Here is a 19,801-nt window from a genome sequence, read left to right as displayed (position 1 = left end):
CCGGGCGGCACGATCACCCGAACGAGGCCGGCGCCCGACCGGGACCGGCTGTCAGTGCCGGATGGGAGACTCCCCGGCATGATCGAATCGGAAGCCAAAACGGACCTTCTCCGCTACCTGCGGACCGCCCGCGAAGCACTGCTCTGGAAGCTGGACGGGCTCACGGAGTACGACATCCGTCGTCCGCTGACGCCGACCGGCACGAATCTGCTGGGCCTGGTCAAACACGTCGCCGCAGTCGAGTTGGGGTACTTCGGCGATACGTTCGGGCGACCGTTCTTCGACGAGCCGCCGGCCTGGTACGGGGTGGGCGCCGAACCGGGCGCGGACATGTGGGCCACCGAGGACGAGTCCCGCGAGTGGATCGTCGGGCTCTACCAGCGGGCATGGCAGCACTCGGACACCACGATCGCCACGCTGCCGCTCGACGCGATCGGTCACGTCTCCTGGTGGCCGGAGGAGCGGAGAGAGGTGACACTGCACCACGTCCTGGTCCGGGTGCTCGCCGAAACGCACCGGCACGCCGGCCACGCCGACATCGTCCGGGAGCTGATCGACGGGGCCGTGGGAATGTCGGAGGGCAACGACAACATTCCGCCCGGCGATCAGTCGTGGTGGGAGACCTACCGAAGCGGGCTGGAGCGCGCGGCGGGGGCCTTCCGTACGCCCAGTGCGCCCAGTGCGCCCAGTGCGCCCGGTGCACCCAATGCGCCGCGTACGCCCCGTACGACGGGTTCCTAGCGCACGTCGACGTAGTCCTCGCGGCCGTTCGACGCGTAGTGCGTCTTCACCGTGTCGACGTAGCGCATCGGCCAGGTACCGTCCCGCAGCGCCGTGAACCGCTTGCTGAACGTGCCGTTGGAGAGGGTCCTGGCGCTGCCCAGTTCCGTCCAGACCGCGCCCCGCGTGGCCGCCTTGAAGTAGACGCGCACCTTCTGGCCGGCGTACGCCTTCCAGGCGGAGCCGGACTTCTGCATGAGCGTGCCCTTGGCCGTGAGCTTCGTGCCCTTCCGTACGCCCTCGGGGGTGACGTCGTCGCTCCGGAGCTCGGTGTACTGGCGGCCGAGCTTGTGGACGCGGCTCTCCACGCCCGTGGCACCCAGGTGGCGCAGGCGCCAGTAGCTGCCGGCCGAGCCCTTCAGAGGAGCCGCCTGGGTGAACGCCGCTCCGTACGTGGCCGTGAACTGGCCCGCGCTCGTCCAGTTCTGGCCGTCCGGCGAGTGGTCGATGGAGACCCGCCCCGTCGTCCCGGCGGGGTACGAGCCCGAGGTGACGCCCAGTCTGCCGCTGAAGGTGACCTTCCGGTTCTTGTCGACACCGGCTTCGACCGCCGAGAACGTGCTCGTGGCGGCCGTCTTGACCTGGAAGTCGTACGGGGACGCGGCCTTCTCGAACCACGGCTCCTGCCCGAGTTCCAGGCGCGCGGCGCCGTTCCTCGTGGCCGGGAAGGAGCCCGAGAAGGTGCCGTCGGCCCTGGTGCTCGTGATGTGCCGCCCGTCGACCAGGACGCCGACGCCGCCCGCGGCCTTCTCCGTGCCGTCGTCGGCCGTACGGGTCACCTTCCCGCGCGCGGGGACGTCGCTCCCGTACGGGGCCGTCACCGAGCGGGCGGGGGTGCTCACCGTCAGGTTCAGGGGCTGCTTGCGGACCGTCACCGGGAACGACACCAGGTTCTCCTGGAACCACACGTCGAGCCGCGCGGCGGTCTCGTACCCGGTGAAGTCGAAGGGCAGGGAGAAGCGGCCCGCCTTGTCGACGGTCGTCGTCACGAAGTCCTGGGCCTTGTAGCGGGCGTAGACGCCGGCCCCTTCGAACGGCTTCACCTCATGCGTGTTCGGGTCCCGCGCGACGAGAGTGCCGTCCACCGTGACGACGCGGTGGTCGTACGACACCCGCTGACGGTCGGCGGTGGCGATCAGCTCCGGATCGAGGCCGTAGTTGAGCTCACCGTTGTCGCGGTCGACGACCTCGTCCGCCGTGCCGGCCCTGACCACGAGATCGACGGTGTACACGCCCAGCGCGGGCAGTTCGACGGGGTCGGTCGAGAACTGCTGCTCCTCGCAGTCGGACGCGGTGGCGCAGCGCCCGGCGTCTTCGAGGCCCAGCGTGGCGAGTACGGCGTCATCGCCCTTCGCGCGGACCCGGAGAGTGACATCGGACGGAAGCGAGTTCCGGTCCCAGTGCTCGTAGAGCACATGGATCCTGCCGTTCTCCTCGGCGCTCCACGTGAACGATCGGAGGCTGACCTCGGCCGCCCGCGCGGTGGGCGCGGCGATCAGTGTGGACGCGGAGAGCGCGACGGCCGTGGTCGCCACGGCCATGATCCTTTTCAAGGGTCCTCCATCGGACGTGCACGCGTTCATCTACGGCACGTTCGACCTCTCGGCCGGGAGGAAGGTTGTACGCGATGTCCGCCGGTGAGGGGCTGGAGGCGGTTCTGCGGTGATCCAGCCTGTTCCGCCCGGGTACGCCCCGCTCGTCCGGTCCGCCAGTCCGCCCCGCCCGCCTGCCCGGTCCGGCCGGACGCGGCTCCCCGGCCCGGAGCGCGGAGGTCCGTACGTACGGACCTCCGCCGCCGCCTCGGTCGGCTCCCGGGCGTCAGTTGCCGGAGACCGTGACCTTCTCGTCGTTGTTCAGCTGGTTCACCAGCTCCTTGACCTTGGCCTTGTCCCAGAGCAGGTTGCCGCCCACGCTGCCCGAGATCGGCATGTTCATGGACGTGCCGTCGCCGCCCGTGACGCCCTTCATCGCGAAGAACATCTGGCCCAGGGACCACAGCGACATGTCCTTGTCCACGATCAGCGTGTCCAGCCCCGCGCCCATGGTCGGGTAGAACGCGAACGGGTTGAGGATCGTGCCGGGCGTCGCCGTCTGCGCGGCCAGGGCCGCGAGGAACTTCTGCTGGTTCTTCGTACGGTCCAGGTCGCTGTTGGCGAAGGCGTACCGCGTCCGTACGAAGGCGAGCGCCTGCTCGCCGTCCAGGGTCTGCGTGCCCGCCTGGAAGTCGGCGCCCGACTTCTTGTCCTTGAACGCCTTCGGGATGTCCAGCTCCACCCCGCCGATCGCGTCCACGATGTTGGCGAAGCCCGCGAAGCCGATCTCGACGTAGTGGTCGATGTGCAGACCGGTGTTGAACTCGACGGTACGGACGAGCAGTTCGGGGCCGTCCTCGGCGTACGCCGCGTTGAGCTTGGTCTGCCGGCCCGTGCTCGGGAACGTCTTGCCGGACTCCGAGCCGACGAACGACGGGATCGTCACGTTCGAGTCGCGCGGCAGCGAGATCAGCGTCGGACCGTTCGACCCGTCGTGCAGGATCATCATCGAGTCGGTGCGCTTGCCCTCGGCCGAGCCCGTGTGGAGCTTCTTCTTCTCCTCGGCGGACATGCCCTCGCGGCTGTCCGAGCCCACGATCAGATAGTTCGTGCCGTCGCCTGACTCCGGCCGCTCGATGACCTTGGAGAGATCGACCTCGCGCTTGAGCTTCCCGTCCGCCCAGAAGTACGTGCCGATGGAGACGGCGAGGATCACCACGACCAGCGTCAGCGCGCCGACCTTGATGCGGCGGCGCCAGTCGGGCGCCTGCCCCGGCCCCCGGGGGGCGCCGGGCGGCGGACCGCCGTAGCCGTCGCGACCGCCGTAGCCGTCACGACCGCCGCCGCCGGCGGGCGAGCCGTAGACCTGGCCCGTGTTGTACCCGCTGTCGTACCCGGGCTCATGGCCCCGGTCGTACCCCTGGGACTGCTGAGGGACACCGCGGGGCTGCACATGCGGCATCGCGCGCGCGCCCTCGGGCTGCGCGCCCGCGCTGCCGCGCCCGTAACGGTTGCTCCGCTCGCGGCGGTCGCCGGTCCATCCATCGGGCCAATCATTCATGCGGACCAGTGTGCCGGGCCGGGACGTGCGCCAGACAGGGGAGGTGGGAAATCGGGTCGGGGCTGTTGCCAAGCTGATGCAATGCGGACCACGCCGGGGCACCGGCGTCGCCCGGGTCGTCACCCACGGCGACCCCGGAGGGGCCGGGGGAGCCCCCGGGGCCCGGCGGGAGCCGCCCGGGGCCGTGTGGGAGCCCCGCATAGGGTGGAGAACATGACAGCTCAGGTCCCCTCCGCGGAAAGCGATCTCCCGGGCAAGCCCACCTCCGCCTCACGCACCACGCTCAGCCACATCATGACCGTCAGCGACACCAACCTCCTCGGTACGGTGCACGGCGGCGTGATCATGAAGCTGGTGGACGACGCGGCGGGCGCCGTCGCCGGACGCCACTCCGGCGGGCCCGCGGTCACCGCCTCTATGGACGAGATGGTCTTCCTCGTGCCGGTACGGGTCGGGGACCTCGTCCATGTCCGCGCCCAGGTCAACTGGACCGGGCGGTCCTCGATGGAGGTCGGCGTCCGGGTCATGGCCGAGCGCTGGAACGAGTCCACCCCGGCGACCCAGGTCGGCAGCGCCTATCTGGTCTTCGCCGCCGTGGACGCGGAGGGCAGGCCCCGCCCGGTACCCCCGGTGATCCCCGAGTCGGAGCGGGACAAGCGGCGCTACCAGGAAGCGCAGATCCGGCGTACGCACCGGCTCGCCCGGCGCCGGGCGATCAAGGAGCTACGGGCGAAGCGCGCGGCGGAGGGCATCGACGACCACCGCTGACCGGCGGCGCACCAGGCTCCCGGCGTACCCGGCTCCACGGCGTACCCAGCTCCCCGGCGCGTCCGGCTTCCCGGTGTGCCGTGGTGGCTACGGACAGACGACCTGGTCGCCGGTCTTCGCCCCGAACCGGCCCTTGGGGGCCTCCCGCGGTCGTACCGGCGTCACCGCCGTGAAGTCCGCCCCCGCCACCACCTTGAGCGTCGCGCCCTGCTGCTTCACCGCGCGCAGTTCGCTGCCCGGCAGCGCCGCCGCCAGGGACTTGGCCGAGCGGTCCCAGCGCGGGTCGTACATCACGACCGTGTGCCGCTGGTCCGGCCCGTCGGAGTTGAGCGGGGCACGGGTCGTGTGGAAGCCGGTGGCGTGCAGCGCGTCGTCGAGCCGCTTGCCGAGTCCGTCCATACGCGTCCCGTTGTAGACCTGCACCCGGATGTCCTGCGGCTTCACATCGACCGGGCTGGCAGACCCGGCGGGCTCGGCCGGCTCCCCCTGCTTCACGGGATCCCCCTGCTTCGCCGATTCCCGACCCGGGCCCGGCTCCTGCCCCGGGCCCGGCTCACCGGCCGGGTGTGAGGCCGCGGGTCCGTGCCGCGTGGTCAGCGGTCGGTCCTCGCGCAGCGCGCGGAACAGTTCCTTCGACTTCACCGGATCCCACTTCACCGTGGAACCGACCCCCTTGACCGAGACGCTGTCACCGGCCAGCGGCACCGACGTGAACTCCGACGAGGAAGGGGAGAAGCCGCGCATCGCCTCGTTGAGGGCGAGCAGCTGCTCCGTACCGAAGCCCGCGTCGGCCCGTACCGAGGCGAGCATCGTCGAGGAGACCTCCTTGAACCGCACCGGGTTCAGCAGCACTCCGCTGTTCGTGGCCCGGTCGATCAGAGCGGCCAGGAAGCGCTGCTGGCGCTCCATCCGGCCGAGGTCGGCCGCGCCGTCGATATGCCGGGACCGTACGTACTGGAGTGCCCGGCCGCCGTTCATGCTGTGCGTGCCCGGGGCCAGATCGAGTCCGGTGTACGCGTCCTTCAGCGCCCGGGGGGTACAGATCTCGACGCCGCCCAGGGCGTCCACCGTCTTCATGAAGCTGGTGAAGTCGACCTCCAGATAGTGGCTGATCTTCACCCCCGTCATGCGTTCGACGGTGCTGACCGTCAGATGCGGCCCGCCCTCCGCGTACGCCGCGTTGAGCTTCACCGGGTGCGGCTCATGACGTTTGCCGGTGGCCGCGTCGGTGTGCTCGGGAAGCTCCGCGTAACTGTCGCGCGGCACGCTCACGACGCTCGCGCGCTCACCGTCCGCCGAGAGATGCACCAGCATGATCGTGTCGGTGCAGCGGCAGGGGTGGCCGCCGAGCCGGTACTTCTGCCGCTCCTCCTCCGTGATCTTGTCGCGGCCGTCCGTGCCGACGAGCAGGAGGTTGAGACCGTGGCCCGCGGAGGGGCGGTTCTTCATGTCCTTGAACGGATCGACCCGGCCGATGCCGGTGTCGAGGCTGGTGATCACCGCGTGGCCGATCCCGCCCGCCCCCAGCACCAGCACGGAGAGCGTCGTCGCCATCCGCATTCCCCAGCGCGGCCGTTGCGGCTCCCCCGGCCGCCGGGACGGGGCCGGGCGGTGGGTGGTGCGGGGCGGCGTGGGCACGGGGAACACCTCCGCGTGAACAGGGATCGTGCGCGAACAGGGTGGTGAGGGGCCGTGTGTACGGTAGGCCCATACGATCAGTGACACCGGTCCGCAACCGGGCGGCGCGCGTCGCTGTCCCCCGTTCGCGGTAACGTGGGCGGCCATACCGCCGCCGAAGGACCCTTGAAGGACCACATGCCTGCCCTGCCGCCCGCGGTCTCCGTGATCATGCCGGTGCTCAATGAGGAACGCCATCTGAGGAACTCCGTCCGGCACATCCTGGAGCAGGAGTACGACGGCGAGATGGAGGTGGTGATCGCCCTCGGCCCGTCCACGGACCGTACGGACGAGATCGCCGCGGAGCTGGTACGGGAGACCGCGTCCCACGAGCGCGCCCGCGTCACGACCGTACCCAACCCGACCGGCCGCACCCCGGCCGCGCTGAACGCCGCGATCAAGGCGTCCAGGCATCCCGTCGTGGTCCGCGTCGACGGGCACGGGATGCTCTCGCCGAACTACATCGCGACCGCCGTCCGGCTCCTGGAGGAGACGGGCGCGCAGAACGTCGGCGGCATCATGCACGCCGAGGGCGAGAACGACTGGGAGAACGCGGTCGCCGCCGCCATGACCTCGAAGATCGGCGTGGGCAACGCCGCCTTCCACACCGGAGGCGAGGCCGGACCCGCCGAAACCGTGTATCTGGGTGTCTTCCGGCGCGAGGCGCTGGAGCGGCAGGGCGGCTACAACGAGGAGTTCATCCGCGCCCAGGACTGGGAGCTGAACTTCCGTATCCGCGAGTCGGGCGGCGCCATCTGGTTCTCGCCCGAGCTGCGCGTCCAGTACCGGCCGCGGCCCTCGGTCCGGGCGCTCGCCAAGCAGTACAAGGACTACGGCCGCTGGCGCCATGTCGTCGCCCGCTACCACTCGGGCTCGATCAATCTGCGCTACCTCGCCCCGCCGACGGCCGTCTGCGCCATCGCCGCGGGCATCGTGGTGGGCGCCGTGCTGACGCCCTGGGGGCTGGTCGTACCGGCCGGCTATCTCGCCGCGATCGCCGCGGGCTCCGTCCCGGCGGGCAAGGGGCTGTCGCTGAAGGCCCGGCTCCAGATTCCGGTGGCGCTGGCCACCATGCACATGTCGTGGGGCTACGGCTTCCTGACCAGCCCGCGGTCGCTGGCGAAGAAGGTCATCGCGAGCCGCCGCCCGGCGGCGGAGCCTGTCGAGGCGTAACCCGGGAACTCCAGGAACGCCGGGAACGTCGGGAACTCCCGGAACCCCTGGCCCCACTCCCCGACACAGAAGCGAGCGCCGTCCGGTGGACCACCGGACGGCGCTCGCTTCTCTGTGTCAGCTCGCTTCTGCGTGCCAGAAGCAGGTCCTAGAAGCGGTACGGCGCGTAGACGTCCATGCAGGCGTCCTTCTTCGCGCCGTTGAGCGCGTCCGCCGTGTCCGGTACGCCGCCCGCCTCCGGTTCGGCCTCCTTCGGGAAGGACGAGCCGCTGCGCCAGTCGGCGCCCACGACCAGCGTGACCCCCGAGACGTCCGTCGACTTCTTGACCGACGTCAGCGGAATGCCGAGGGCCTTGGCCACCGCCTGGGCGTCCCCCTCCAGGTCCGCGCTCGGATAGCTGACCGTGCTCGTCTCCTGCGGGCTCTGCTGCGAGTCGGCCTTGGCCAGCGTGAAGCCCTTGCCGTTGAGCGTGCTCGCGATCTCGGCCGCGCGGCGCGGCACCGGGCTCTGCGCGCCGCCGGTGCCGTTGCGTACGATCACGCCGGTGTCGCCGGGCTCCGCCGACGGGTCCTTCGTGGCCGAGTCGGCCGGCTTCTTCTTGCCGCTCTCCGCCTTGTCGCCGTTGCTGTCGAAGGCCACGTCGTCGCGGAGCATCGCCCACATCTTGCGGGAGTCCGCCTCCGCCGCGATCAGATGGTTCACGTCCTGCGGATCCTGCACGGTCGGCATCGTCGTCATGGTGAGGCGGTTCGTCGGCACGCTCTTGAGCTGCATGGCCAGTTCGAACAGCTTCTTGACCGTGCTGATCTCCTCGGAGACCTCCAGCGAGTCCGTGGCCGCCTCCGCGAGACCGGTCAGCCGGGGAGTGTCGGTGAAGACGCTCTGCGACTTGAGCCCGCGGATCATCGAGTTCATGTACATGTGCTGGGCCTTGGCACGGCCGAGGTCGCTCTCGAAGGCGTGCCGGGTGCGCAGCCACTGGAGCGCCTGCTTGCCCTGGATCTGGTGCGTGCCCTTCGTGAGCTTCAGCCCCGAGCCTCCCGGGACGCCGGGCAGCGGCCGGTCCCAGACGTTGTCCTTGACGCAGACACCGACGCCGCCTATCGCGTCGGCCATCTTCACGACGCCCGCGAAGTCGATCGTCATCCAGTGGTCGATATAGACGCCGGTCAGCTTCTCCCAGGTGGAGAGGGTACAGCCGGGGCCGCCGCGGGCCAGCGTCTCGTTGATGATGGCGTTGGTCGCAGGAAACGTTTCTCCGGTCTTGGCATCCTTGCACTCGGGGATGTCGACGCGGGTGTCGCGCGGGATGCTCACGACCGACGCGTTCTTCCGGTCGGCGGAGACATGGACGAGCATCTGCACATCGCCGAGCGGCGGGTTGCCCGCGGTGTCCTTGCTGCCGCCCAGTTTGACGTTCTCGGGGTCGGCCCGGCTGTCCGAGCCGATCAGCAGGATGTTCAGCGGGGTCTGCCCCGCCGAGTTGGCCACGGGCTTGTCCAGGCCGCTGGCGCCGTTGCTGCGCTCGCCGCTGCGGATATTGCCGTTGAGATGGCGGTAGTAGAGATAGCCGGCGCCGGCCGTCGCGAGCAGCAGCAGTGACAGCCCCGCGGCGACCCAGCGAAGTATTCGCCAGGGGCCGCGTTTCGCGCGTCCGCGCCCCGTGCCACCGCGCCCGCCCTTGCCACGCCCGTTCTGACGACGGCCCTTGTCGTCGCCACCGTCACCACCACCGTCGCCGGTGCCGTCGCCGTTTCCGCCGTCCGGCCGTGGCCCTTCACCGTCGTACAGGCTGTCGTCCCAGCCCAACTCTCTGGCATGCGGGACGCCTTGGCGCGCCCCCTCCCGTCGTACGCTGCTCTGACCCATCCAGACTCCCTCTTCAGGCCGTCCGTATGGGCCGGCGCTCCGGCGTTACTTGGCGCAGACCTGCTTGTCCGCTTCCACTTTCTGCACACCTTCCGGCGCCTTCGCCGGTCCGGTGATGGGCACCCCCGCGCCCTTGAAGTCCTTTCCGAGGGTCATCGTCATCGCCTCGAGCCCCTCGGCGTCCTCGGTGCCCGGCTTCATCGCCGTGGCGGGCAGCCCCATCATCTCCGCGAGCGCCCGCGCCTGGTCGGCCTGGTTGGGCGCGTACTCCAGAGTCGTCTTGGCCACATCCGCCGGAGCGTTGCCCTTGTTGGTGGACTTCAGCACGCCCTCGGTGTTCTGGAGCCAGCTCAGGGTCTCCTGCGCGGAGCCCTGCGGACCGCCACCGTTGAACACATCGACGCGTACGTCGGACGGGTCCGCCTTGGTCCCCTTGAGGAGTGCTTCCTGCTTGGCCTTGGCGGCCTTCTCGTCCGCCTTCTCCTTCTCCTGCACCTCGGTCAGGGAGACATCGTTCTGCATCATCGAGAACAGCGGCTTGGCCTGGGAATCGTTGACCACGACCGTGGCCTTGACGACCTCCGCCGGGTTGTCGAGCACCGGCAGCGTCGTGAAGGTGATGTTCTTCGGATTGACCTTCGCCAGCTCCGTGGCCAGATCGCTGAGCTTGTCGATGCTGCCGATCCCGCTGTCGACCGTGAGCGCGTTGGTCGCGGCCTCCGCCAGCTTGAACAGCTTGCTGGGGCTGGTGAGCGTGTCGCCCGACTTCATCTTCCGGATCATCGAGCTGAGGAACTGCTGCTGGGTCTCGATCCGGCTCAGGTCGCTCTCGTTGCCGAAGGCGTGCCGGGTACGGACGAAGGCGAGCGCCTGCTCACCCTGGATGGTGTGTGTGCCCTTGCTCAGCTTGAGATGCGACTTCGGGTCGTCGACGTCCTTGGCCACACACACTTCCACACCGCCCACCGCGGTCGACATCGTCTTGACCGCGTCGAAGTCGGCCATCATGAAGTGGTCGACCGTGAGCCCGGTGAGGTCCTTGACCGTACGCATCGTGCAGCCGGGGTCCCGCTCGCTCTGGCCGAGGCTGGTGTTGAAGCGCACCTGCGAGGTGCCGGGGATGACCTTCGTACCGTCGGCGGTCTTGGTCTCGCAGTCGGGGATGTCGGTGATCAGGTCACGCGGGATGGAGAGCACCGTCGCGTTCGTACGGTCCTTGGAGACATGGAACAGCAGGGTCGTGTCGGCGTGGCCGACACTCCCCGCGTCGCCGTACCCCTCGTTGCCCGCGCCGGTCCGCTTGTCCGTGCCGATCAGCAGGATGTTGATGGGCTCGTCCTTCTTGAAGCCACCACTGCCCGCGCCCTGGACGTCGATCGTGTCGATGTTGCCGTTGAAGTGCTGGTAGACGAAGTACCCGGTGACGGAGAGGCCCACGAGGAGGAACGCCATCACACCGCCGGTCCACACCAGCGCCTTCTTCTTGCGCGAGTTCTGGGGCTTGCGCTTGCGGCGGCCGACGGCGGTCGCCGGCTCGGCCTGGGCCTTCCCCGCGCGGCGGCTGCGCTGGCCGGGCACGTCGGCACGCGTCCCACCGCGGCCACGGCTTCCGGAACGGGATTCCGCGCGCGATTCCGTCCGGGATTCCGCGCGTGCTTCGCCTCGCGTCCGCGCTTCCTCGTCGGACGGGGGGCTCACGGGCGCCTTTCGCGGAGCGTTCGCTCTTCTGGCGCCGCGCGGCTGGGGGGAGGGCGACTGCCCTGTGGAGTGGTCCAGTCGCAGTTCGTAGTTACCGGTCTGCGGGTTGAGGACCCACTGGTCGGCGGGGTCGATTTCGTCCGCCTGTCCACGGCTTTGCGCATCCACGGTTGCTTGAATCCTCCGTCGGTGCCACGCGAGGCGTCTTCCCCGAAGACGCTCGGTCTTTCGATCCAGTAGTGCGCGACCTCACGGCCGGATGCACCGGATCGCGTCACACTATCCGCCCCGTTCGGCGTCCAGCGACGCTGGTGACACATTCCTCATCGCTTACAAGCGGGCAATCTGCCCAATCTTCATGGACTGAAGAGATGTCTTTGGGTCCGGCTTTACCCGCACATGCCCGCCGCGGCATTTGTCCCCTCGAAAGTGGGGGCCGGGGAAGGGCTCCCCGTCGCCCGGGAGCCGCTGCCGCCGTCGCTGCCGTTCCCCGAACGTTTCACGGAGTCGTCACTCTTTCCGTCACTCTTTCCGCCGTTCTCGCCGCCCTGCTCGTCCTTCCCGTCCGCCGAGACCGATACGGGGTCGTCCTCGCGCAGCCGCTCGAAGAGGCTCTTCGCCTCGGACTCGATGAGTTCGTCGCGATTGGGGTCCTGGCTGTACGGCTGGCGCGGCACGGTCAGGAATTGCACCTTTTCCGTCGGTACGCTCCGCATGGACCGTGCCAGTTCGTAAAGGTCGCTGAGAGAGTCCAGCCCCGAGTCGGTGGTGAGGGACTTCGTCGCCGCGTCCAGCACCGGATAGAGCCGGGCCGGATTGAGCAGCACCCCGTTGCTCTGCACCTTCTTGAAGAGCGCCCCCAGGAATCGCTGCTGGCGGTCCATACGCTGGGTGTCGCTGCCGTCACCGATGCCATGGCGGGCGCGTACGAAGCCGAGGGCCTGCTCGCCGTCGAGGGTCTGCCGGCCCGCGGGCAGTTCGAGTCGCGCCTGGACGTCCTTGACCGGCTCGTCGATGCAGACCTCGACACCGTCCACCGCGTTCACGACGTCCGTGAAGCCGCTGAAGTCGATCACCATGTGGTGGTCGACGCGGATGTCCGTGAGCTTCTCGACGGTACGGATCGTGCAGGCGGCGCCGCCGGCCTCGAAAGCCCAGTTGAACTGCGCGAACCGGGCCCGGCTGCGAGTGCCGTCCGGCGTGGCGCAACTGGGTATCTCCACCATCAGGTCGCGGGGTATCGACATGGCCGTCGCGCTCTTCCGGTCCGCCGCGAGGTGCAGCAGGATCGTGGTGTCGGAGCGCTGCGAACCGCCGTCGTCCCGCCCGTACTTGCTGTTTCCCTCGCCGGAGCGGCTGTCCGAGCCGATGAGCAGGATGTTCTGCGCGTCGAGGGCGACCGGGGTGGGGCGTTCCTTCTCGTACGTGTGCAACTCGGTGGCGGCGGTGGTGTCGGTGGTGATGTTCCCGTCGAGCTTCTGGTAGAACCACCAGCCGGCTCCGGCGGTGGCCAGGATGACGACGGAGGTGCCCAGCGCGGCCCAACGCAGCCAGTGGCGACGGGGGTTGGCGGGCGTGGCGGCGGGCTCGGCATCGATGTCGTCGGGCCCAGGCGCTCCGGTCGACGGCTCACTGCCGGACGTGGTGTCCGGTTCGGTCGCCGTGCCAGCTCTGTCGGTCACGTCTGCGTCCATCCTTCAAGGCGTCGGCGACGCACTGGGCCGCCGGTTGCAGGGGTAGACGGGCGAGCGCCGCGCTTGGTTGTGCTGCGGGTCGCAGGTATCGCCGATCACGTAACGAGGTTGGGCGACGGCCTTGAGGGCGGGGTCCGTTATGTACGGGAAAGCGTGTTTTGTGAGGCCGATTTCTCAGCGGATTCTCAGGTGGAGGACGGCTACTTCAGGCGAGCGGCGAGGGCGGGCGAGTATGGCCGGTAGCGGTCTTGCCCGCCCGCCGCGCGTCACATCGCCCTGTCGGTCACGCGTTCGCTCTCCACACGCTGTTCGAGCGCCTCCGCCGACAGTTTCCCGAGGTTGCGGCAGAGCACGACGGACCCGCCCGCCGCGAGCGGTGCGTACAACCCCGCCGAGAGCCCGTCCCAGTTGTCGTACGCCAGCCCCGACAGCAGCCGTGAGCCGGGCGCGAGACCGCGCTCCGCGGCGTCCGCGCCCGCGCGCGCCACGAGTTGGGCCGCGGACAGCTCCCTGCCGTCCACGACCAGCGCGGACTCGTCCGGGTCCACCGGCGCGAACGGCGCGAACCGGTCGCCCTGGCCCGGCACCTCGACCGCGTAGTCCATGAAGCCCTCGGGCGGCTGCGGGAAACGGCCGCCCAGCGGGCGCAGCGCCAGTGCCACCCGCTCACCGCCGCACGCGCGCGCCGCGTCGAGTGTGTCCGGCCCGCTGACCACCAGATCCGCCCCGGCCGGGTCACCACCGATCTCGACCGTCACACCGACCGACGAACAGGCGAGCAGCCACACCGCGCTCTGCCAGTGCGCGGGAAGCAGCAGCGCGAGCCGGTCGCCGGGCGCCGCGGCCAGCTCGCCCTGCAACAGATTCGCGGTCTTGGACACCCAATTGGCGAAGGTGGCCACGGACAATTCCACACGCTCACCGGTGGCATCGTCGTAGAACGTGACCAAGGGGCGGGCCGGGTCCGTGGCGAGAGCGGATCGCAGCAGGTCGGCGGGGGTACGGTCGCTGGAGTTCACCCGGGAAAGGGTACGCCGCGGAGCCGGAACGCCACCGCCGTACCGGTGACGGGGTACACCGGTTGGACCGACGGGCCGTCAGTTTTCCGGCGGGCGCGGTGGTCGTGCCGCACCCAGGATCGGTACATGCGTGCCTCACTTGTAACCTCGATCGGCGTCGCGTGCACCGCCGCCCTGGTCCTCCCGCTGTCCCCGTCGGGCGCGAGTGCCGTCCCACAAGTCCCACAGGCCACACAGCACACGGGTTCGGCCGACGTACCGGGCTCCACGCAGTCGCTCCCCCTGAGCGCACCCGGCACGGACCGGTCCTCGGGCGGCGCCACGGAACAGGGCGTGACCCGGCGCGACGTCAGGCCCTTCTCGCTGCTCGGTGTCGTATGGGACGACGCCGACGCCGAACTCCACGGCACGGTCCAGGTCCGCACCCGCACGGCCGGTTCACCCTTCTGGTCCGACTGGCAGGACCTGGAGACGCACAACCAGGAACACGGCGCCGACCCCGGCACGACGGAACGCGACTCGGGACACACCCGCGGCTCCACCGCCCCGCTCTGGGTCGGTGGCTCGGACGGCGTGGAACTGCGCGTACAGGCCGCCGAGGAGGACGAGAACGGCCCGGCGTACGCGCCGCTGCCACGGGGGCTCCGGCTCGAACTGATCGACCCGGGAAACGATCCGCGGGACGCTCCGGACGAGGGCGCCGAACCGGAGGACGACAGCGAGCCCGGACCCGACACCGCCATCTCCCCCGAGGACAGCGGCGATTGGCCCCTCCCCGAGGACCTGCCGCCGACCCTGCCCAGGGCCGGTGAACCGGCCGTCCGCCCCGACTCCGCGCGGGCGTACGCCGCACCGCGCCCGCGCATCATCACGCGCAAGGGCTGGGGCGCGGACGAGAGACTCCGCGAGAAGCGGCTCGGCTACTCCAAGACCCTCAAGGCGGCCTTCGTCCACCACAGCGCCACGGGGAACAACTACAGCTGCCGGCAGGCGCCCTCCGTCCTGCGCAGTATCTACCGCTACCACGTCAAGAGCAGCGGCTGGCGCGACATCGGCTACAACTTCGCCATCGACAAGTGCGGAAACATCTACGAAGGCCGCGCCGGGGGAGTGACCAGGCCCGTACTGGGCGCCCACACACTCGGTTTCAACACCAACAGCGTGGGCATCGCCGTCCTCGGAACGTACGGCGGAACGAATCCGCGTGCCGCCGCGACGACCGCCGTCGCCAAGCTCACCGCGTGGAAGCTCGCCCTGCACGGCGTCAACGCACGGGGGAAGGTCACACTGACCTCCGCGGGCAGCGGAAAGTACGGCAAGGGCAGAAAGGTCAGGCTCAACGCCATCTCCGGGCACCGGGACGGATTCTCCACCGACTGCCCGGGAAGCCGGCTCTACGGGAAGCTCAGCGCGGTGCGGAAGGCGGCGGGCGGATACCAGCGCCGCTGACGCGAGCGGTCGCGAACACTGGTCGGTTCTGTGTACGCGTACGTGTATGCATGTACGGACGGAAGCGCCGACCCCAGCAGGAAGCGGAGACGACACGGTGACAGAAGCGATCCTCCTGGTCGGCGGCAAGGGCACCCGGCTGCGGCCGCTCACCGCCCGCACCCCCAAACCGATGGTGCCGGCGGCCGGCGTCCCGTTCCTCACGCACCAGCTGGCGCGGGCGCGCGCGGCGGGCGTCGAGCACATCGTCCTCGCCACGTCCTACCTCGCCGAGGTCTTCGAGCCGTACTTCGGCGACGGTTCGTCCCTCGGGCTGAGCCTGGAGTACGTGACCGAGCGGGATCCGCTCGGTACGGGAGGCGCCATCCGGAACGTCGCCTCCCGGCTGGACTCCGGGCCCGGCGACCCGGTGCTGATCTTCAACGGCGACATCCTGACGGGCCTCGACATCCGGGCGCTCGTCCGGACCCACGCGTCGTCCGGCGCCGACGTCTCGCTGCATCTGACCCGGGTCGAGGACCCGCGCGCCTACGGTCTGGTGCCGACCGACGCGAACGGACGGGTGACGGCCTTCCTGGAGAAGCCGCAGACACCGGAGGAGATCGTCACCGACCAGATCAACGCGGGCGCGTACGTGTTCCGGCGCTCGGTGATCGACTCCATCCCGGAGGGCCGGCCGGTCTCGGTGGAACGCGAGACCTTCCCCGACCTGCTGGCCGCCGGCGCGCATCTCCAGGGCATGGTCGACTCCACGTACTGGCTGGACCTGGGCACCCCCCAGGCCTTCGTGCGCGGCTCGGCGGACCTCGTCCTCGGCCGCGCCCCGTCCCCGGCGGTCCCGGGCCAGTGCGGCGAACGCCTGATCCTGCCCACGGCCACGGTCGCCCCCGACGCGAAACTCACGGGCGGCACGGTGATCGGCGCGGCAGCCCTGATCGGCGAGGGCGCGCGCATCGCGGGCAGCGCGGTCCTGGACGGCGCGATCGTGGAACCGGGCGCGGTGATCACGGACTCGCTGATAGGCGCGGGGGCACGGGTGGGAGCGCGTGCGGTGCTGTCGGACGTGGTGGTGGGGGACGGAGCGGTGGTGGGACCGGACAACGAGCTGCGCCAGGGGGTACGGGTGTGGTGCGACGCGGTACTGCCGGCGGGGGCGGTGCGGTTCTCTTCCGACGTGTAAGGGAAGGTGCGGGCCCGTACCCACGCCCCCGCGCCGGAGACGGATCGCGTACCGCTTAGCCTCGGAGGTGACCCCGACCCCCGAGGACCTCAACCGTGGCAGGCCGCTTCGCACAACGACCGGTGCCCCGTCCGCGCCCCGCGGACCGCGCGGACCCTGCGGACCGCGCCGTCGGCCTACGCCGGCAGTGGACGCCCCCCGAGCCCTACGACCTCGGGCTCGTCCTCGGTCCGCTTCGGCGCGGGCCCGCCGATCCGACGTTCCGCGCGTACCCGGACGGTTCCGTATGGCGGGCCTCCCGGACGCCCGCCGGGCCCGGCACGCTGCGGGTCGTGCGGCGCGGCGGGGCCGTGGAGGCGGAGGCGTGGGGCGCCGGCGCCGCGTGGATGCTGGAGCAGCTCCCGGAGCTGCTCGGCGCGGGCGACGACCCGGACGCGTTCGTCCCCCGGCACCGCCTGGTCGTCGAGGCGCAGCGGCGACGGCCGGGCCTGCGGCTCTGCCGTACCGGACTGGTGCTGGAGTCGCTGATCCCGTCCGTGCTGGAGCAGAAGGTCACCACCGTCGAGGCGTACCGCGCCTGGCGGATCCTGGTGCGTACACACGGTGAGCCCGCGCCCGGACCCGCGCACGGCGAGCGGCTGTACGTCATGCCCGACGCCCGGACCTGGGCGCTGATCCCCTCCTGGGAGTGGCACAAGGCCGGCGTCGACGCCAAGCGCTCCTCGACGATCCTGCGTGCCGTCCGGGTCGCGCGCCGGATGGAGGAGGCCGCGGCGATGGAGCCGGAGCGTGCGGCCGCCCGGCTGGAGCTGATCCCGGGGATCGGCCCGTGGACCGCCGCCGAGGTCGTGCAGCGCTCCAACGGCGCCCCCGACGCCGTCACCGTCGGCGATCTGCATCTTCCCGGCATCATCGGCCACGCGCTCGCGGGCGACCGGGACGCCGACGACGCGGCGATGCTCGAACTCCTCGCCCCGTACGCCGGGCAGCGGCACCGCGCCACCCGGCTGATCCTGCTCAGCGGCCGGACCCCGGCCCGCCGGGCGCCCCGGATGGAGGTCCGGAACATCGCCCGGCTGTGAGGGCACCCGGCGTGGCTGCCGGACCGTTTCCCGGCGTGGCGTGGCTACCGGACCGTGAGGAAGGACTCCGGCGAGCGCGCCGGGCGGTCCTTCGGCGGGGCCGCCGCGTGGCCCACCGCCACCGCGCCCATCGGGTCCCAGTCCCCGGGCAGGTCCAGCACGTCCCGTACGACATCCCGGCAGAACATCGTCGAGGAGACCCACGCGGAGCCGAGCCGCTCGCCCGCCAGCGCCACCAGGAAGTTCTGCACGCCCGCGCCCATGGCGACCACGAACATCTCGCGCTCCGCGCCGTCGCGACGGGGGTCGCCGTAGGTGTGCGAGCCGTCCATCACCAGGCACGGCACCACCAGATACGGCGCCGCGCGCAGCAGATCGCCGCGGCGTACACGCTTGGCGATGGACTCCTCCGGCTTGCCGTCGCGGCGCAGGTCCGCGATCCAGGCGTCGCGCATGGCGTCGAGGAGACGGAGCCGCGACTCGGGGGACTCCAGGAGGACGAACCGCCACGGTGTGGTGTGATGCGGCGCCGGAGCGGTGACGGCGGCCGTGACCGCGCGCCGGACCGCGCCCGGGTCGACCGGCTCGTCCGTGAACTCCCTGACCGTACGGCGCTGGGTGACCGCTTCCCGTACCGCCTCGGACGTGCCGAGCCGGAACATGTCGTCCGCGGCGACCCGCACCATGGCCCGCGCGTCCTCGTCCGTGTCGCCGACGAGGTGGCCGAGGCCGCTCACGACGGCGACCGGCAGCCCCTCGGTCTTGCCCTTCACCAGGTCACCGGCGGCGGCCAGTTCGTCGGCGAGGGCGATGACGGTCGCGTGCAGCGGGTTGCCCTGGACGTCGGTCCCGCCGCGCAGGTCCTCCAGGACGCGGACGCCCGCGGCGCCGATCGCCACATCGGTGAGGCCGTTGCGCCAGGGCCGCCCGAAGGTGTCGGTGACGATCACCCCGACGTCCACACCGAGCGCGTCCCGCAGCCCCTCCCGTATCGTCCGGGCCGAGGCGTCGGAGTCCTCGGGCAGCAACAGCACTGTCCCGGCGGCGGTGTTGGAGGCGTCGACCCCGGCCGCCGCCATGACCAGACCCTGCTTGTTCTCGACGATACGGAGGGGCCCGCGCCGCGCGACGACCCGTACGGTCTCCGCGTCGATCGCCGCCTCGCGGTCCGTGGCCGTGAGGATCCGGCCCTCGGCCTTGGAGACGATCTTCGAGGTGACCAGCAGGACATCGCCGTCGGCGAGCCCGGGACCGGCGGCCACGATCAGTTTGGCGAGGTCGTCGCCCGCACGGACCTCCGGCAGTCCGGGCAGGGCGCGGACGCGGTACGAGGTCATGCCTGTACCTCCTCGGCCAGCGCCAGCGCCTCACGGGCCATCGCGGCGGTCGCGTCCAGGTCGGTCATCATCAGCGGGACGGCGCGGCTGCGGATCCCCGCGGCCTCGATCCCGCCCACGGCCGCCGCGTCCACGGTGTCGACCAGCCAGCCGTCGAGGAGCCCGGAGCCGTAGTGCAGGGCGACGGCCTGGGCCGTCGACTCGACGCCGATCGCGGCGAGCACCTTGTCGGCCATCCCGCGCACCGGCGCGTTCCCGACGATGGGGGAGAGGCCGACGACCGGGACGCCCGCCTCGGCGATGGCCTCCCGGATACCGGGTACGGCCAGGATCGTCCCGATGCTGACCACGGGGTTGGACGGCGGGAAGAGGATGACATCGGCCGCGGCGATCGCCTCCAGCACCCCGGGCGCAGGCTTGGCCTGGTCGGCGCCGACCGGGACGACCGCCTGCGCGTCCACGGACGCCCGCATCTTCACCCAGTACTCCTGGAAGTGCACGGCCCTGCGCTCGCCGTCCACGTCGACGGCGACATGCGTCTCGACGCGGTCGTCCGACATGGGCAGCAGCCGTACGCCGGGCTTCCAGCGGGCACAGAGCGCCTCGGTGACGGCGCTCAGCGGATAGCCCGCGCCGAGCATCTGCGTACGGACGATATGGGTGGCGAAGTCGCGGTCGCCGAGGCCGAACCACTCGGGCCCCACGCCGTAGGCCGCCAGCTCCGTCTTGACCTGGAACGTCTCGTCCGTACGCCCCCAGCCCTGCTCTTCATTGATGCCACCGCCGAGGGTGTACATCACCGTGTCGAGGTCGGGGCAGACCTTCAGCCCGAACAGATGGATGTCGTCACCGGTGTTGCCGATCACCGTGACGTCCGCGTCCGGCGCGGCCTGCTTGAGGCCGCGGAGGAAGCGGGCGCCGCCGATACCGCCGGCCAGAACCACAATGCGCATAAAGAACAGTCTGTCAGCCGCAGGCTGA

The 19,801-nt window shown here is 70.7% G+C and carries 15 protein-coding genes; 6 read left to right on the top strand and 9 right to left on the bottom strand.

Features of this window, described 5'->3' with window-relative positions; translation table 11 throughout:
- The first annotated feature begins 78 nt into the window (after positions 1–78).
- Complete coding sequence (locus ACIOGX_RS18215) at positions 79–741, top strand: DinB family protein (protein WP_401914318.1); 663 nt, start codon at positions 79–81, stop codon at positions 739–741.
- Here ACIOGX_RS18215 and ACIOGX_RS18210 read toward each other — a convergent pair.
- Together ACIOGX_RS18210 and ACIOGX_RS18205 are read right to left on the bottom strand one after the other, a co-directional pair.
- Positions 738–2,315: a hypothetical protein gene (locus tag ACIOGX_RS18210; RefSeq protein ID WP_401914315.1), complete on the bottom strand. Its 1,578-nt coding sequence runs from the start codon at positions 2,313–2,315 to the stop codon at positions 738–740. The two genes, ACIOGX_RS18215 and ACIOGX_RS18210, sit on opposite strands and share 4 nt — an antisense overlap.
- A 283-nt stretch (positions 2,316–2,598) precedes the next feature.
- Positions 2,599–3,873 carry an LCP family protein gene (locus ACIOGX_RS18205; RefSeq protein ID WP_401914312.1) on the bottom strand — a complete coding sequence of 425 codons (1,275 nt, stop codon included), beginning with the start codon at positions 3,871–3,873 and terminating at the stop codon, positions 2,599–2,601.
- A 213-nt stretch (positions 3,874–4,086) separates the two neighbouring features.
- Between ACIOGX_RS18205 and ACIOGX_RS18200 the strand changes: the two genes are divergently transcribed.
- Positions 4,087–4,641 (top strand): acyl-CoA thioesterase, encoded by a 555-nt coding sequence (locus ACIOGX_RS18200; RefSeq protein ID WP_356512804.1) that lies wholly within the window; start codon positions 4,087–4,089, stop codon positions 4,639–4,641.
- Positions 4,642–4,728: 87 nt separating this feature from the next.
- On the opposite strand, the gene ACIOGX_RS18195 is transcribed toward ACIOGX_RS18200, so the two are convergent.
- On the bottom strand, positions 4,729–6,201 hold the full coding sequence (locus tag ACIOGX_RS18195) for an LCP family protein (RefSeq protein ID WP_401915069.1): 1,473 nt from the start codon (positions 6,199–6,201) through the stop codon (positions 4,729–4,731).
- A 255-nt stretch (positions 6,202–6,456) separates the two neighbouring features.
- On the opposite strand from ACIOGX_RS18195, the gene ACIOGX_RS18190 reads away from it, so the two are divergent.
- On the top strand, positions 6,457–7,491 hold the full coding sequence (locus ACIOGX_RS18190; protein WP_356512806.1) for a glycosyltransferase family 2 protein: 1,035 nt from the start codon (positions 6,457–6,459) through the stop codon (positions 7,489–7,491).
- A 148-nt stretch (positions 7,492–7,639) separates the two neighbouring features.
- On the opposite strand, the gene ACIOGX_RS18185 is transcribed toward ACIOGX_RS18190, so the two are convergent.
- The 4 genes from ACIOGX_RS18185 to ACIOGX_RS18170 all read right to left on the bottom strand — a co-directional run bounded on the left by ACIOGX_RS18185 (position 7,640) and on the right by ACIOGX_RS18170 (position 13,772).
- Positions 7,640–9,361, bottom strand: a complete 1,722-nt coding sequence (locus ACIOGX_RS18185) for an LCP family protein (RefSeq protein WP_383974244.1) — start codon at positions 9,359–9,361, stop codon at positions 7,640–7,642.
- A gap of 45 nt (positions 9,362–9,406) precedes the next feature.
- Positions 9,407–11,227: an LCP family protein gene (locus ACIOGX_RS18180; RefSeq protein ID WP_401914307.1), complete on the bottom strand. Its 1,821-nt coding sequence runs from the start codon at positions 11,225–11,227 to the stop codon at positions 9,407–9,409.
- Positions 11,228–11,448: 221 nt separating this feature from the next.
- Positions 11,449–12,741 (bottom strand): LCP family protein, encoded by a 1,293-nt coding sequence (locus ACIOGX_RS18175; RefSeq protein WP_401914304.1) that lies wholly within the window; start codon positions 12,739–12,741, stop codon positions 11,449–11,451.
- Positions 12,742–13,019: 278 nt separating this feature from the next.
- Positions 13,020–13,772, bottom strand: a complete 753-nt coding sequence (locus ACIOGX_RS18170) for a TIGR03089 family protein (RefSeq protein ID WP_356512814.1) — start codon at positions 13,770–13,772, stop codon at positions 13,020–13,022.
- A gap of 126 nt (positions 13,773–13,898) precedes the next feature.
- Here ACIOGX_RS18170 and ACIOGX_RS18165 point away from each other — a divergent pair, with 126 nt between their 5' ends.
- The 3 genes from ACIOGX_RS18165 (at position 13,899) to ACIOGX_RS18155 (ending at position 17,483) form a co-directional block, all read left to right on the top strand.
- On the top strand, positions 13,899–15,221 hold the full coding sequence (locus tag ACIOGX_RS18165) for an N-acetylmuramoyl-L-alanine amidase (RefSeq protein WP_401914301.1): 1,323 nt from the start codon (positions 13,899–13,901) through the stop codon (positions 15,219–15,221).
- A gap of 97 nt (positions 15,222–15,318) precedes the next feature.
- Entirely contained in the window at positions 15,319–16,401 is a 1,083-nt protein-coding gene (locus ACIOGX_RS18160) for a sugar phosphate nucleotidyltransferase (protein ID WP_401914299.1), read from the top strand.
- Positions 16,402–16,496: 95 nt separating this feature from the next.
- Positions 16,497–17,483, top strand: a complete 987-nt coding sequence (locus ACIOGX_RS18155) for a DNA-3-methyladenine glycosylase family protein (protein WP_383974226.1) — start codon at positions 16,497–16,499, stop codon at positions 17,481–17,483.
- A 44-nt stretch (positions 17,484–17,527) separates the two neighbouring features.
- On the opposite strand, the gene ACIOGX_RS18150 is transcribed toward ACIOGX_RS18155, so the two are convergent.
- Positions 17,528–18,820: a coenzyme F420-0:L-glutamate ligase gene (locus tag ACIOGX_RS18150; protein WP_401914296.1), complete on the bottom strand. Its 1,293-nt coding sequence runs from the start codon at positions 18,818–18,820 to the stop codon at positions 17,528–17,530.
- Entirely contained in the window at positions 18,817–19,773 is a 957-nt protein-coding gene (cofD, locus tag ACIOGX_RS18145) for a 2-phospho-L-lactate transferase (RefSeq protein WP_356512822.1), read from the bottom strand. Before cofD ends, ACIOGX_RS18150 begins: the two co-directional genes overlap by 4 nt.
- Positions 19,774–19,801 lie beyond the last annotated feature (28 nt).

Origin of the sequence: Streptomyces sp. NPDC088147, from assembly GCF_044741565.1 — a bacterium.
GTDB lineage: Bacteria > Actinomycetota > Actinomycetes > Streptomycetales > Streptomycetaceae > Streptomyces.
The sequence above is the reverse complement of the archived record's forward strand: the minus strand, read 5'-3'. Positions and strand labels throughout refer to the sequence as shown.